The 14,616-nt window shown below is 70.3% G+C and carries 10 protein-coding genes; 6 read left to right on the top strand and 4 right to left on the bottom strand.

Annotated features, from left to right (window positions below):
- Positions 1–45: 45 nt before the first annotated feature.
- A complete protein-coding gene (locus tag ACWGI2_RS27095; RefSeq protein WP_160506062.1) occupies positions 46–1,167 on the bottom strand; it encodes a LacI family DNA-binding transcriptional regulator in 1,122 nt (373 codons plus the stop codon).
- A gap of 385 nt (positions 1,168–1,552) precedes the next feature.
- On the opposite strand from ACWGI2_RS27095, the gene hisC reads away from it, so the two are divergent.
- The 6 genes from hisC to ACWGI2_RS27125 all read left to right on the top strand — a co-directional run bounded on the left by hisC (position 1,553) and on the right by ACWGI2_RS27125 (position 12,055).
- On the top strand, positions 1,553–2,632 hold the full coding sequence (gene hisC, locus ACWGI2_RS27100) for a histidinol-phosphate transaminase (RefSeq protein WP_453396697.1): 1,080 nt from the start codon (positions 1,553–1,555) through the stop codon (positions 2,630–2,632).
- A 223-nt stretch (positions 2,633–2,855) separates the two neighbouring features.
- Entirely contained in the window at positions 2,856–4,394 is a 1,539-nt protein-coding gene (locus ACWGI2_RS27105) for a cytochrome ubiquinol oxidase subunit I (RefSeq protein ID WP_453396696.1), read from the top strand.
- Between the two features lie 14 nt (positions 4,395–4,408).
- A complete protein-coding gene (cydB, locus tag ACWGI2_RS27110; protein ID WP_453396695.1) occupies positions 4,409–5,413 on the top strand; it encodes a cytochrome d ubiquinol oxidase subunit II in 1,005 nt (334 codons plus the stop codon).
- A gap of 67 nt (positions 5,414–5,480) precedes the next feature.
- Positions 5,481–8,996, top strand: a complete 3,516-nt coding sequence (gene cydD, locus ACWGI2_RS27115; protein ID WP_453698112.1) for a thiol reductant ABC exporter subunit CydD — start codon at positions 5,481–5,483, stop codon at positions 8,994–8,996.
- Positions 8,997–9,071: 75 nt separating this feature from the next.
- Positions 9,072–10,808 (top strand): sensor histidine kinase, encoded by a 1,737-nt coding sequence (locus tag ACWGI2_RS27120; RefSeq protein ID WP_453698114.1) that lies wholly within the window; start codon positions 9,072–9,074, stop codon positions 10,806–10,808.
- Between the two features lie 146 nt (positions 10,809–10,954).
- Positions 10,955–12,055, top strand: a complete 1,101-nt coding sequence (locus ACWGI2_RS27125) for a murein hydrolase activator EnvC family protein (RefSeq protein WP_453698116.1) — start codon at positions 10,955–10,957, stop codon at positions 12,053–12,055.
- A 41-nt stretch (positions 12,056–12,096) separates the two neighbouring features.
- Here ACWGI2_RS27125 and ACWGI2_RS27130 read toward each other — a convergent pair whose 3' ends face one another.
- The 3 genes from ACWGI2_RS27130 to ACWGI2_RS27140 form a co-directional block, all read right to left on the bottom strand.
- A complete protein-coding gene (locus tag ACWGI2_RS27130) occupies positions 12,097–12,981 on the bottom strand; it encodes a Cof-type HAD-IIB family hydrolase (RefSeq protein WP_453698117.1) in 885 nt (294 codons plus the stop codon).
- A 61-nt stretch (positions 12,982–13,042) separates the two neighbouring features.
- Positions 13,043–13,966 carry an LLM class flavin-dependent oxidoreductase gene (locus tag ACWGI2_RS27135; RefSeq protein WP_453698119.1) on the bottom strand — a complete coding sequence of 308 codons (924 nt, stop codon included), beginning with the start codon at positions 13,964–13,966 and terminating at the stop codon, positions 13,043–13,045.
- A 68-nt stretch (positions 13,967–14,034) separates the two neighbouring features.
- Positions 14,035–14,613: an RNA 2'-phosphotransferase gene (locus tag ACWGI2_RS27140; RefSeq protein ID WP_453698120.1), complete on the bottom strand. Its 579-nt coding sequence runs from the start codon at positions 14,611–14,613 to the stop codon at positions 14,035–14,037.
- Between the last annotated feature and the right edge of the window lie 3 nt (positions 14,614–14,616).

Genomic DNA, 14,616 nt, shown 5'->3' on the forward strand with positions numbered 1-14,616 from the left:
GCCTGACGACCGGTCGACGGGGGTTCTCCCCGCCGACCGGCACGCTCAACCGGTTCCGGGTGAGCGGGGTGGGCTGACCGTCGTACGCGGTGGACGTCGCTCGGACGAGGTGCGCACGATCAGCTCCGTCGGTATCACCTGCTCGACGGGCCGGCCCGAATCCAGGCCTTCGATGGCGTCGATGAGGAGCTGGACGACGGCCGTGCCGATGCGCCGCGGTTTGAGCGAGAGCGTGGTGATGGGGGGTTCGGTGGTGGCGTAGACCGTGGATTCGCTGCAGCAGACGAGCAGCAGGTCGTCGGGGACGCGCAGGCCGTACCGCCGGGCGGCGGCGAGGAGGTCTGTGCCGTTGGGGTCGAAGAGGCCGTACACGGCGTCGGGGCGGTCGGGTCGTGCGAGCAGCCGGTCGGCCGCGACCGCGCCGGCACACGGGTCGTGGGCCGGGTAGGACTCGTACACCGGGTCCTGTCCGACGCGCTCGCACCAGCGCAGATAGGCGGTCGTGGACAGATGGGTGTACGTGTCCGTGGTGGTCCCGGTGAGCAGTCCGATCCGGCGGGCTCCGGCCGCCGCGAGGTGGTCGAGGATTTCGAGGACCGCCGCCTCGTGGTCGTTGTCGACCCAGGCGGTGACCGGGAGAGACCCGGCCGGACGGCCGTCGGACACGACGGGTAGGCCCTGGCGCACGAGTTCGCTGACGACGGGGTCGTGGTCGGACGGATCGACGACGACGGTGCCGTCGAGCGCGACGTTCGACCACACGTCGACCGGGCTGCGCCGGGAGGTGGCGGGCAGGATGACGAGGGCGTAGCCGCGGGCCAGCGCGGCCGAGGTCGCGGCTCTGGCCATCTCCGCGAAGTACGCGAATTCGGTGAAGGTGAAAGGTTCATCCCCGTAGGTCGTCACGGTCAGGCCGATCAGGCCCGACTTGCCGGTACGGAGCGTTCGGGCCGCCGCGGAGGGGCGATAGCCCAGCCGTTCGGCGACCTCGCGGACATGGCGTCGGGTGGCGTCCGGGAGCCGGCCCTTGCCGTTGAGAGCGTCGGAGACAGTCGTGATGGAGACACCGGCGGCTGCGGCGACGTCTCTGATGCCCGCTCGGCTCTGCCGGTTGCCCCGGCGGGCGGTCTCCGCTCGGCTCACCTGGTGGTTCCCTGCTGCTGTCATGGCGAGCCGATAGTAGGGCTCATGAGGGTGGGTAGTGCGGACGCATATTCACTCGTTGACAGGCACGTTTCTGCATGGTTGAAACGGGTCAACGGCCTTGGATTGCAAGGGAGTTGGCGTGCTCCGGGGTGGACGGTCCCTTGTCGCCGCGCACAGGCCTGCCAAATGAGCGATGTTTCGAAGAGGTCTCAACTCACCTTCACGGGTGATGCGCGCCACGGAGTGAGCCACCGGCGCGCGATGGAGGGGGGAGCGCTCCCCCCTCGTTGCGCGCCCAGCGGAGCGGATGCCCCTGACCCATTCGCAGCAGAGCTGAATCCTCATAAGGTGAGGAGTATTGAAGTCAGGGTGTTCAGGTGTTCAGGCATTCAAGAGGAGGACTGCGGTGAGCGAGACGAGCCCGAGGCTGCGTGCCGAGCTGGAGGGTATCCCCACATATAAGCCGGGGAAGCCCGCCGCGGCCGATGGCCCGGTGGCCTACAAGCTGTCCTCGAACGAGAACCCCTACCCGCCGTTGCCCGGCGTCATGGAGAGCGCGCTCGCCGCCGCGGGTGCGTTCAACCGCTACCCCGACATGGCGTGCACGGGCCTGATGAATGAACTCGCCGACCGCTTCGGGGTGCCGGTGTCGCACGTGGCGACGGGCACCGGTTCCGTCGGCGTCGCGCAGCAGCTGATCCAGGCCACGTCGGGCCCGGGGGACGAGGTCATCTACGCCTGGCGGTCCTTCGAGGCGTACCCGATCATCACGCAGGTGAGCGGGGCCACGTCGGTGAAGGTGCCGCTGACGCCGGGGGACGTCCACGACCTGGACGCGATGGCCGACGCCATCACCGACCGGACCCGGCTGATCTTCGTCTGCAACCCGAACAACCCGACCGGCACCGTGGTGCGCAGGGCCGAGCTGGAACGGTTCCTCGACCGGGTGCCGAGCGATGTCCTCGTGGTGCTCGACGAGGCCTACCGCGAGTTCATCCGGGATGCCGAGGTGCCGGACGGCGTGGAGATCTACCGCGAACGTCCGAACGTCGCCGTGCTGCGTACGTTCTCCAAGGCGTATGGCCTCGCGGGCCTCCGCGTCGGCTTCGCGATCGCCCATGAGCCGGTGGCCGCCGCGCTGCGCAAGACGGCGGTGCCCTTCGGGGTGAGCCAGCTCGCGCAGGACGCGGCGGTGGCATCGCTGCGGGCCGAGGACGAGCTGATGGGCCGCGTCGGCTCGCTGGTCGCCGAGCGCACGCGGGTGGTCGAGACGCTGCGCGGGCAGGGCTGGACGGTGCCCGAGACGCAGGCGAACTTCGTCTGGCTGCGGCTCGGGGAGCGTACGACCGACTTCGCGGCGGCGTGCGAGAAGGCCGGCGTGGTCGTACGGCCGTTCGCGGGCGAGGGGATGCGGGCCACGATCGGGGAGACCGAGGCCAACGACATCTTCTTGCAGGCGGCGCAGGCGTTCCGCAAGGAGCTCTAGCCTCCGGCGGTGTGTCGACAGCAGGGCCCCCGGGGGTGTTCCCCGGGGGCCCTGCTCGTGTTCCTCGCGGTAAAGGGGACCCCCCTTCACGTGCCGACAGCGTGTGCGACATAATTGCTTGTGAATGTGAACGCGTTCACAAGCGTGTCCCGGTTGGTCCCGAGGTAAGTGGGATTAAAGGGGCAAACTGCCGATGTGATCACGGCCGTAAGGAGAAGTCGACGTGGATCTGGCTCTGGCGCCCGAGACATTGGCGCGATGGCAGTTCGGCATCACCACCGTCTACCACTTCCTGTTCGTCCCTCTGACGATCTCCCTGGCCGCCCTCACGGCGATCCTGGAGACGGCCTGGGTGCGCACGGGCAAGGAGCACTACCTCAGGGCGACCAAGTTCTGGGGAAAGCTGTTCCTGATCAACATCGCGATGGGTGTCGTCACCGGCATCGTCCAGGAGTTCCAGTTCGGCATGAACTGGTCCGACTACTCGCGCTTCGTCGGTGACGTCTTCGGGGCGCCCCTCGCCTTCGAGGCGCTCATCGCCTTCTTCTTCGAGTCGACCTTCATCGGCCTGTGGATCTTCGGCTGGGACAAGCTCCCGAAGAAGCTGCACTGCGCCACGATCTGGATCGTCTCCGCCGGAACCATCGCGTCGGCGTACTTCATCATCGCGGCCAACGCCTTCATGCAGCACCCGGTCGGCTACAAGATCGTGGAGCGGGACGGCACCAAGCGCGCGGAGCTCACCGACTTCTCGAAGGTGCTCTTCCAGGAGACGACGCTGGTCAACTTCTTCCACGTCATCTCCGCGGCCGTCCTGGTCGGCGGCGCCTTCATGACCGGCATCGCGATCTTCCACCTGCGCAAGAAGCAGCACATCCGCACCATGCGGATGTCGATGCGGCTCGGCCTGGTCACCGCGTTCGTCGGCACCCTGCTCACCGTGGTCAGCGCCGACACCCTCGGCAAGGTCATGTACGAGCAGCAGCCGATGAAGATGTCGGCCGCCGAGGCCCTGTGGGAGTCGGAGAAGCCGGCGCCGTTCTCGCTCTTCGCGTACGGCGATGTCTCCGAGGGCCACAACAAGGTCGCCATCGAGATCCCCGGGATACTGTCCTTCCTCGCCAAGAACAACTTCAGCGCCGAGATCCCCGGCATCAACGACCTCAACAAGGAGGCGCAGGAGAAGTTCGGGCCCGGCGACTACCGGCCCAACATCCCCACCGCCTACTGGTCCTACCGCTGGATGATCGGCTTCGGCGGAGTCTCGATGGCCCTGTGCACCGCCGGTCTCTGGCTCACGCGGAAGAAGTTCTGGCTCGCGCCTGAGCACCGCACGGGCGAGGACGACGTGCCGAAGCTCATGCTCACCAAGAACAAGGAACTGACGCCGAAGCTCGGCAACTGGTGGTGGCGGCTCTCCCAGTGGACGCTGATCTTCCCCCTCATCGGCACCGCCTGGGGCTGGATCTTCACCGAGACCGGGCGCCAGCCATGGGTGGTCTACGGCGTCCTGAAGACCAGGGACGCGGTCTCGCCGGGGGTGTCGCAGGGTGAGGTGATCACCTCGCTGGTCGTGTTCACCGCGATCTACGCGATCCTCGCCGTGATCGAGGTGAAGCTGCTGCTCAAGTACGTCAAGAAGGGGCCGCCCGAGCTCACCGAGGCCGACCTCAACCCGCCCACCAAGATCGGCGGTCCCAGCTCGGGCTCGGGTTCCGATGACGACGCCGATGCCGACCGGCCCATGGCCTTCTCGTACTGAGGGAGTTGATCGACATGGAACTTCACGACGTCTGGTTCGTGCTGATCGCAGTTCTGTGGATCGGCTACTTCTTCCTGGAGGGTTTCGACTTCGGGATCGGCATCCTCACCAAGCTGCTCGCCCGTGACAGGACCGAGAAGCGGGTGCTCATCAACACCATCGGTCCCGTCTGGGACGGCAACGAGGTGTGGCTGCTCACGGCGGGCGGCGCGACCTTCGCCGCCTTCCCCGAGTGGTACGCGACGCTCTTCTCGGGCTTCTATCTGCCCCTCCTGATCATCCTGCTCTGCCTGATCGTGCGCGGTGTCGCCTTCGAGTACCGGGCGAAGCGGCCCGAGGAGAACTGGCAGCGCAACTGGGAGCAGGCCATCTTCTGGACCTCGCTGATCCCGGCCGTGATGTGGGGCGTGGCCTTCGCCAACATCACGCGCGGCGTGAAGATCGACGCCCACAAGGAGTACGTGGGCGACTTCTGGGACCTGCTGAACCCGTACGCGATCCTGGGTGGCCTGGTCACGCTGGCGCTGTTCACCTTCCATGGCGCGGTCTTCGCCTCGCTCAAGACGGTGGGCGACATCCGGGTGCGGGCGCGGAAGCTGGCGCTCGGGCTCGGCCTGGTGTCCGCTGTGCTGGCGCTCGGGTTCCTGATCTGGACGCAGGCGGACAACGGCGACGGCAAGAGCCTGGTCGCGATGGCCGTGGCCGTGGTCGCGCTGGTCGGCGCCATCGGGGCGATCAAAATGGGGCGCGAGGGCTGGTCGTTCGCGCTGTCGGGCATCACGATCGCGGCCGCCGTTGCGATGCTCTTCCTGACGCTCTTCCCGAACGTCATGCCGTCGTCGCTGAACGACGAGTGGAACCTCACGGTCACCAACGCCTCGTCGAGCCCCTACACCCTGAAGATCATGACCTGGTGCGCGGGCATCGCCACGCCGATCGTGCTGCTCTACCAGTCGTGGACCTACTGGGTGTTCCGCAAGCGGATCGGTACGCAGCACATCGCGGATGCGGCGCACTGAGTCCTCGCGTGTTGGTCCCTGAGCCCATCGGCTGTCTTCTTCCGGTCCCTCGGAGGGTGTGTTTCACGTGAAACCAATCGACCCGCGTCTGCTGCGGTACGCCCGTGCCACCCGGTTCTTCCTGGCCGCGGTGGTGGTCCTCGGCGTCGCCGGGGCGGGCCTGGTCGTCGCTCAGGCGATGCTCATCGCCGAGATCGTGGTCGGTGCCTTCCAGAAGGGGCTCGCCCTCGGTGATCTGGGGACGCCGTTCGTCCTGCTCGTGGTGGTCGCGGCGGGGCGGGCGCTGGTCGCCTGGCTGACCGAGCTCGCCGCCCACCGGGCGAGCGCGGCGGTGAAGTCGGAGCTGCGGGGGCGACTGCTCGACCGGGCGGGGCAGTTGGGTCCGGGCTGGCTGAGCGGCCAGCGGACGGGGTCGCTGGTCTCGCTGGCCACGCGGGGCGTGGACGCGCTCGACGACTACTTCTCGCGCTATCTGCCGCAGTTGGGGCTCGCGGTGGTGGTTCCGGTGGCGGTGCTCGCGAGGATCGTCACCGAGGACTGGGTGTCGGCGGCGATCATCGTCGTGACGCTGCCGCTGATCCCGATCTTCATGATCCTGATCGGTATGGCGACCCAGAACCGGATGGACCGTCAGTGGCGGCTCCTGTCCCGTCTGTCGGGGCACTTCCTGGACGTGGTGGCGGGGCTGCCGACCCTGAAGGTGTTCGGGCGCGCGAAGGCGCAGGCTGAGTCGATCCGGCAGATCACGGGCGAGTACCGGCAGGCGACGATGCGTACGCTGCGCATCGCTTTCCTGTCGTCGTTCGCGCTCGAACTTCTCGCGACGCTGTCCGTGGCGCTGGTCGCGGTGACGATCGGGATGCGGCTCGTCCACGGCGACATGGATCTGTACGTGGGGCTGGTGATCCTGATCCTGGCGCCCGAGGCCTATCTGCCGCTGCGTCAGGTCGGTGCGCAGTACCACGCGGCGGCGGAGGGGCTCTCCGCCGCCGAGGAGATCTTCGAGGTCCTGGAGGCTCCGGTGCGGGCCGCCGGGGACGCGCCGGCGCCTTCGGGGACGTTGAGCGTGGAGGGCGTGACGGTCCGGTATCCGGGCCGGTCTTCGGACGCGGTCTCCGGGGTCTCGTTCGCGGTGGAGCCCGGCGAGACCGTGGCTCTGGTCGGGCCGAGCGGCGTGGGCAAGTCGACGCTGCTCGACGTGATCCTCGGGTTCGTCGAGCCTGCCGAGGGGCGGGTGCGCGTCGGGGGCGTCGACCTGGCCGAGGTCGCGCCGGAGCGGTGGCGGGAGCGGATCGCCTGGGTCCCGCAGCGGCCGCACCTGTACGCCGGGTCCATCGCGGAGAACGTACGCCTTGCGCGGCCGGACGCGGACGACGCTTCCGTGCGCGATGCGTTGGAGGCGGCGGGGGCCTGGGAGTTCGTTGCCGCGCTGCCGGGTGGGGTGGAGACGCCGCTCGGGGAGGACGGGGCGGGGCTTTCGGCCGGGCAGCGGCAGCGGCTCGCTCTGGCGCGGGCGTTCCTGGCCGACCGGCCTGTGGTCCTCCTCGACGAGCCGACCGCGGCTCTGGACGGGGAGACCGAGGAGGGCGTCGTCGAGGCGGTTCGGCGGCTGGCCGTGGGGCGGACCGTGCTGCTGGTGGTGCATCGGCCGGCGCTGCTCGGAGTCGCCGACAGGGTCGTACGGCTGGAGGCCCCGGTCGACGAAGCCCGGCTCCGTGGGCCCGCCGTCAAGGTGCCGGGGACGCGTGCCGTCGCCGATGATTCCCTCTCCCTCGGCGGCCCGATCGTGCCGGGTGATCGCGAGGAGGGGTACGAGATGCCCCAGCCGAAGGGCGACGTGCTGGCCCGGGTGCGGGGTGCCGCGCAGGCGCGCAAGGGCAAGCTCGCGCTCGCGCTGCTGCTGGGCGCCCTCGCGATCGGCAGCTCCGTAGGGCTGATGGCGACCTCGGGGTGGCTGATCAGCCGGGCGTCCGAGCAGCCGCCGGTGATGTACCTGATGATCGCCGTGACGGCCACCCGCGCCTTCGGCATGGGCCGTGCCGTCTTCCGTTACGCGGAGCGCCTCGTCTCGCACGACGCCGTCCTGCGCATGCTGGCCGACACCCGCGTCGCCGTATACCGCCGCCTTGAGCGCCTCGCCCCTGCCGGGCTCGGGAAGACCCGCCGCGGGGATCTCCTCTCCCGTCTGGTCGCCGACGTGGACGCCTTGCAGGACTACTGGCTGCGCTGGCTCCTGCCCGCGTCGGCCGCCGCTGTCGTGGGCGCCGGAGCCGTCGGCTTCACCGCCTGGCTGCTGCCCGAGGCCGGCGCGGTCCTCGCCGTCGGCCTGCTCATCGCCGGGGTGGGCGTGCCGCTGCTCTCCGGAGCCGTCGCCCGCCGGGCGGAGCGCAAGCTCGCCCCCGCGCGCGGGGTGCTGGCCACCCGCGTGGCCGATCTGCTCACCGGCACCGCCGAGTTGACGGTCGCGGGCGCGCTGACCCGGCGTACGGCCAAGGCGAAGGAAGCCGATGCCGAGCTGACCCGCATCGCGTCCAGGACCGCCACGGCCACGGCGCTCGGCGACGGGCTCGGCGCGCTCGCCACCGGTCTGACCGTGGCCGCCGCCGCTCTCGTCGGCGTACCGGCGGTGCACGACGGGCGGCTCAGCGGCGTCGCGCTCGCCGTCGTCGTCCTGACTCCGCTCGCCGCTTTCGAGGCGGTCCTCGGTCTTCCCCTCGCCGTGCAGTACCGCCAGCGCGTCAGGAAGAGCGCCGAACGGGTCTACGAGGTCCTCGACGCCCCCGAACCCGTACCCGAGCCCGCTGTCCCCGCACAGCGCCCGCAGACGCCCTTCCCGCTCCGTGTCGAGGGGCTGCACGCCCGGTACGAGGGCCAGGACCGGGACGCGCTCGCGGGCGTCGGCCTGACGCTGGAGCGCGGTCGGCGCATCGCGGTGGTCGGGGCTTCGGGTTCCGGCAAGACGACGCTCGCGCAGGTGCTGCTGCGCTTCCTGGGGACGAGCGAAGGAACGTACAGCCTCGGTGGCACGGACGCGGCCACCCTGGACGGCGACACCGTGCGCGAACTCGTCGGGCTCTGCGCGCAGGACGCGCACATCTTCGACAGCTCCGTACGCGAGAACCTGCTCATCGCGCGCAAGGGCGCCAGTGACGACGAGCTGCGCGGCGCCCTCGCGTGGGCCCGGCTGCGGGAGTGGACCGACTCGCTCCCCGAAGGGCTCGACACCCTGGTCGGCGAGCACGGGGCCCGGCTCTCCGGAGGCCAGCGGCAGCGCATCGCCCTGGCCCGCGCGCTGCTCGCCGACTTCCCCGTACTCGTCCTTGACGAACCGGCCGAACACCTCGACCTGCCGACCGCCGACGCCCTCACCGACGACCTCCTTGCCGCCACCGAAGGCCGTACGACGCTGCTCATCACGCACCGGCTCGCCGGGCTCGACGCGGTGGACGAGGTGATCGTCCTGGACGCCGGCCGGGTGGTGCAGCGCGGTGCGTACGCGGACCTCGTGGTGGTGGACGGGCCGCTGCGGCGCATGCTGGAACGGGAGCGGGCGGCGGACCTCCTTGTGACGGCCGCCGGGTAGGCGTGTGTGGTTTCCCGCCGGCTGGGCTCAGGCCCCGACTTTCCTCGCCAAATAGGACTAACTACTCTCAAAGGCATGTCAGCCCCCTCGGCCTCCGCCGCTTCTGAGCAACCCGACGGCACATCGGACCCGGTCGAGGCGGCGAAGAAGGCGACCCGCGGCCTCCATGGGCTCTCCCCCGAGCTCACCGCGCGCGTGCCGCAGCTCCTGGAGGCGATGCGCTCCGTGGGCGCCGGGCTCGAACTGCACACCACGCTCGACCGCATCTGCGAGACGGCGGCCGAGCTCGCGGACGCGCACTACGCCGCGATCGGCGTCGTCTCCGAAGACGGCAAGGGGCTCTCCGACTTCGTCTACACCGGCATCGACGAGAAGACCGCCGAGCGCATCGGGCACCTGCCCGACGGACACAAGGGGCTGCTCGGCGCCCTCATCCACCAGCCGGAGACCCTGCGCCTCGCCGACCTCTCGACCGACCCGCGCTCATGCGGCTTCCCGGCCCACCACCCGCCCATGCGGACCTTCCTCGGCGTCCCCATCCGCGTCCAGGGCGAGATCTTCGGCAACCTCTACCTGACCGAGAAGCGGAACGGCGCCGACTTCAACGAGTACGACGTACACATGGTCCGTGTGCTCGCGACGGAGGCGGGCATCGCCATCGGCAACGCCCGCCTCTACGAAGCCGCCATGCAGCGCGAGCGCTGGATCGACGGATCCGTGGCGGTCACCACGGCGCTGCTCTCGGGGAGCGACGCGGAGGAGGCGCTCGCCGTCGTCGCCGAACAGGCCCGCCATCTCGCCGACTCGGCCGCGGGGATCGTGCTCCTGCCCGACGACGAGGGCGGCATGGAGATCGTCGCCGTCTCCTCGGACGAACCCTCCGGCATTCTCGGCGTGGTCGTCCCCCCGGAGAGCCGGATCATCACCGATCTGCTCGCCGGTGACTCCGTGTTCCTCGACGACGCGGCCACGGACCCGCGCGTCATGACCGACCTCGCCCGCGGCTACGGCCCCGTCATGATGCTGCCGTTGCAGAGCGACGGCCGCGTCATGGGGACGCTCGTCACGCCACGCGCGCGTGGCGCTCGGCCGTTCAGCGAGACCGAGCGGACCCTCGCCACCCAGTTCGCCTCGCAGGCCGCCCTCGCGCTGATGATGGCCGAGGCGCAGCGCGACCGTGAACGGCTCGCGGTGTACGAGGACCGCGACCGGATCGCGCGGGACCTCCACGACCTCGTGATCCAGCGCCTGTTCGCCACCGGGATGATGCTGGAGAGCGCCCAGCGCCGGTCCGTCGTGCCCGAGGTGCAGACGGGGGTGGGCAAGGCCGTCGACGAACTCGACGTGACGATCCAGGAGATCCGTACGGCGATCTTCGCCTTGCAGCAGGGACCGGCCGAGGCTCCTTCCGGGCTGCGTACGCGGGTCCTTCGCGAGATCAACATGGCCGCCGTGCCGCTCGGCTTCAAGCCCTCGCACCACTTCGTGGGCCCTGTCGACACGGTGGTCGGCGAGCTCACCGGCAAGAACCTCATCGCGGCCCTGCGCGAGGCGCTGTCCAACGCGTTCCGGCATGCGCGGGCCGACCGCATCGATGTCGTCGTCGACGCGACGGTGATCCTGCCCGATGGTCAGCAGGGCGTACGCCTGACGGTCTCGGACGACGGCGTCGGCATCGCGGAGGGCGGCCGGCGCAGCGGCCTGAAGAACCTCAAGAGGCGTGCGGAGTCGCTCGGTGGGGACAGTTGGTACGGGCCCGGCATCGGGGAGGACGGGGGCGGTACGGCGGTGGTGTGGCAGGCGCCGTACTAGTGGCGCCCTACTAGTAGGGGCCGCCGCCGTCCGGCACGGCGGGGCCCTGTTCGGCCGTACGGAAGTGGGCTGTTCGGGGCACCGGGTGCCCCGGGTGTACGAGTCGGGCAGGACCCGGTGACGGCGGCGCGGCAACGATCCCTGACATGCGCTTGAGCCACCGCCGTACCCGCCACCCGCTCGTCGCCGTGACGGTACTGCTGATCGCGCTCCTGTGCCCCGTGCCCGCCGACGCCTCCGAGGCGCGGGGCGACGGAGCGGGAGACAGATCGGGCGACAGATCGGGAGACGGGTCGGGCGACGGGCCGGGCGCGAGCGCTGAAGTGGCACGCCTCTACGAGGAGGCTTCCGCGGCGACCGCGCGCTACGAAGAGGGCCGACAAGCGGCCGAGGTGCAGCGCGCGAAGGTCCGGAAACTGGACCGACTCCTTACGAAGAAGCGGCACGCGGTCGACGTGCTGCACGCGGACCTCGGCCGGATGGCCAGCGCCCAGTACCGCAGCGGCGGTGGCCTTTCCCGGACCGCCCAACTCCTGCTCGCCGAGAGCCCCGAAGAGCTGATGCGTGGTCAGCGGCTGATGGGTCAGGCGGATCTCGCCGTCACCCACACCGTGGGCAAGACCCAGCGGGCCGCCGCCAGGCTCGCGGACGCCAAGCGCGCCGCGGACCGTGCCAGACGCACCCTGGACCGTCGTCACGACCACCTCGCGGAGCTGAAGCAGGGGATCGAGAGCAAGCTGGAATCGGCGCAGTGGACCTTGCAGGGCGAGGCCGACCGGTCGGTCGCCGCCGGGCAGTGCAGAGGCGCCGTACGCCTGGATCAGCCGGAAATGGACTCCACGCGCGCGTGGACGACGCCCGTGGAGACGTACGAACTGTCGGCGGGTTTCGACAGCGCCGGTGGCCGCTGGTCGCACCGGCACACCGGGCAGGACTTCGCGGTCGGCATCGGGGCGCCGGTGCGGGCGGTCGGCGCGGGGCGTGTGGTGTCCGTGTCGTGCGGGGGCGGCTTCGGCATCGAGGTCGTGGTGGAGCACGAGGGCGGCTACTACACGCAGTACGCGCACCTGGCCGCCGTCACCGTCGACCAGGGCGAACGGGTAGACCCCGGGCAGTGGGTCGGGCAGGCGGGCACCACCGGCAACTCGACTGGGCCGCACCTGCACTTCGAGGTGCGGCTCACGCCGCATCTGGGGTCCGGTGTGGACCCCGGCGAGTGGCTGGACGAGCGGGGAGTGCGGCTCTAGCGGGGCGGCCCGGCTCCTCGTTTCTGCCGCTTGCCCTGCCGTCAGTCCCGCTGCTCGTCCAGGATCCGCTCGATGACGATCGCGACGCCGTCCTCGTTGTTGGCGACCGTGTGTCCCGAGGCGGCGGCGAGCACGTCCGGGTGCGCGTTGCCCATCGCGTACGACGTGCCCGCCCAGGTGAGCATCTCGATGTCGTTCGGCATGTCTCCGAAGGCGACTACCTCCGCGGGTGCGATGCCGCGCTCGGCGCAGCACAGCTCCAGGGTGCTGGCCTTGGAGACCCCCGGGCCGCTGATCTCGAGCAGGGCGCTCGGGCTGGAGCGGGTGATCTCCACCTGGCCGCGTACGGCCTCGCGGGCCACGGCCAGGAAGTCGTCGGGCGCGATCTCGGGGTGGAAGGCGAGGACCTTCAGGATGGGCTGGGTCGCGTTCTCGGAGTCCTCGGCGAGAAGCTTCTCCGCGGGGGCGATGCTCTCGCCGGGCTCCAGGTGCAGGGGCGGGTACGTCGGTTCGTGGTGCAGTCCGCCGGTCCGCTCGACCGCGAAGGACGTGCCCGGGGCCGCCGCGCGCAGCAGGCGGACGACGTCGAGCGCGTCCTCGCTCCGCAGCTCCCGCACCTTCACGAAGCGATGGCCGCCCGATCCGTCGTGCAGGTCGACCACGGCGGCGCCGTTGCCGCAGATGGCGAGGCCGTGGCCGTGCACGTGAGCGCTGACGACGTCCATCCAGCGGGCCGGGCGGCCGGTCACGAAGAAGACCTCGATCCCGGCCCGCTCGGCGGCGGCGAGCGCGGCGACGGTGCGGTCCGACACGGACTTGTCGTCACGCAGAAGGGTGCCGTCCAGGTCCGTGGCGATCAGCCGGGCCTTGGGCCGGTGGAGGGCGGAGGCGGCCGGGGTCTTGGGCCGTGGGGTAGCTGAGGTCACGCCATCGATTGTCCCGCACATGGCTGCACGGGCGTGCGCTGGGGCGCACATCTGAGTGCGTTTATGCCTCTGTTGTGCTGCCTCCCAGCTGCACCAGAGCCTCCGTGGCGATCCGCTCGAAGACCTTCTCGTCGGCGGCGAAATCCGTTCCCGGCAGCGGCCAGTGCAGAACGATCTCGTTGAAGCCCAGCTCAGCGTGGTTGCCCGCGAAGTCGACGAAGGCGTCGAAGGAGTCCAGGGGGCGGTCGGGGGTGAAGCCGGTGAGCAGGATCTTGTCGAGCTCGGCGACGTCGCGGCCGATCGCGTCACATGCCGTGGCCAGCTTCTCGGCCTGTCCGCGGATGGCTTGAAGTGACTGCTCCGGGGTGCCGTTCTCGAAGAGCTTCGGGTCGCCCGTGGTCACCCACGCCTGACCGTGGCGCGCGGCGAGCTTCAGGCCGCGCGGCCCGGTCGCGGCGACCGCGAAGGGCAGCCGGGGGCGCTGGACACAGCCCGGAATGTTCCGCACCTCGGAGGCCGAGTAGTACTCGCCCTCGTACGAAACGACGTCTTCAGTAAGAAGACGGTCGAGCAGCGGCAGGAACTCGCCGAAGTGGTCGGCCCGTTCGCGCGGGGTCCAGGGCTCCTCGCCGGCCTTGAGCAGTGCGGTGGCGTCGAAGCCGTTGCCGCCCGCGCCGATGCCGAGGGTGATCCGGCCGTCGGACACGTCGTCCAGCGTGATCAGGTCCTTGGCGAGGGTCACCGGGTGCCGGAAGTTCGGCGAGGTGACCAGGGTGCCCAGGCGCAGCCGGTCGGTGGCGGCCGCGGCGGCGGTCAGGGTCGGCACCGCGCCGAACCAGGGCCCGTCCCGGAAGGTCCGCCAGGAGAGGTGGTCATAGGTGTACGCGGTGTGGAAGCCCAGCTCCTCGGCCCGCTGCCAGCGCTCCTTGCCGCCTTCGTGCCAGCGGCGGACGGGCAGGATCACGGTGCTCAGACGCAAACTCATGTATCCGAGCGTATGCCCCGAGAACTTGCGCCCCCCGCAGCTCGCCCCCGCATCTCGCCCCTGCCGGGTCAGTGCCGGGCCGGGAAGCGGATGTAGGCAGGGGGCACGGCGGCGGTGAGCCAGACGCCGTTGGCGCTGACCTGGAAGACATGGCCGTCGCGGTGCATCGCGCCCGCGTCGACGGAGAGCACGACGGGCCGGCCGCGACGGGCGCCGACGCGGGTGGCGGTCTCGCGGTCGGGCGAGAGATGCACGGCATGGCGGTTCATGGGCCGCAGGCCCTCGACGCGGATCGCGGCGATACTGCGGGCCACCGTGCCGTGGAAGAGGTACGCGGGCGGGGTCGCCGGGGGCAGATCGAGGTCGACGTCGACGGAGTGCCCCTGACTGGCGCGGATCCGGCCGTCCGCCACGGCGAAGCGCTGTTTGTCGTTCACGGCCACCACATGCTCCAGCTCGGCGCGGGTGAAGCGGAAACCGTGCGCATCCGCTGCCGCGATGAGGGCGTCGATCTCCACCCAGCCGCTCTCGTCGAGCGTGAGCCCGATTCTTTCCGGCTGATGACGCAGGTGCTTGGACAGGTATTTCGACACCTTCACGGTGCGGCGCTCGCCCGCCGGGTCGTCGGAGGGGGCTTCTCTATTCATCCG

This window comes from Streptomyces sp. NPDC054866 (genome assembly GCF_053610745.1).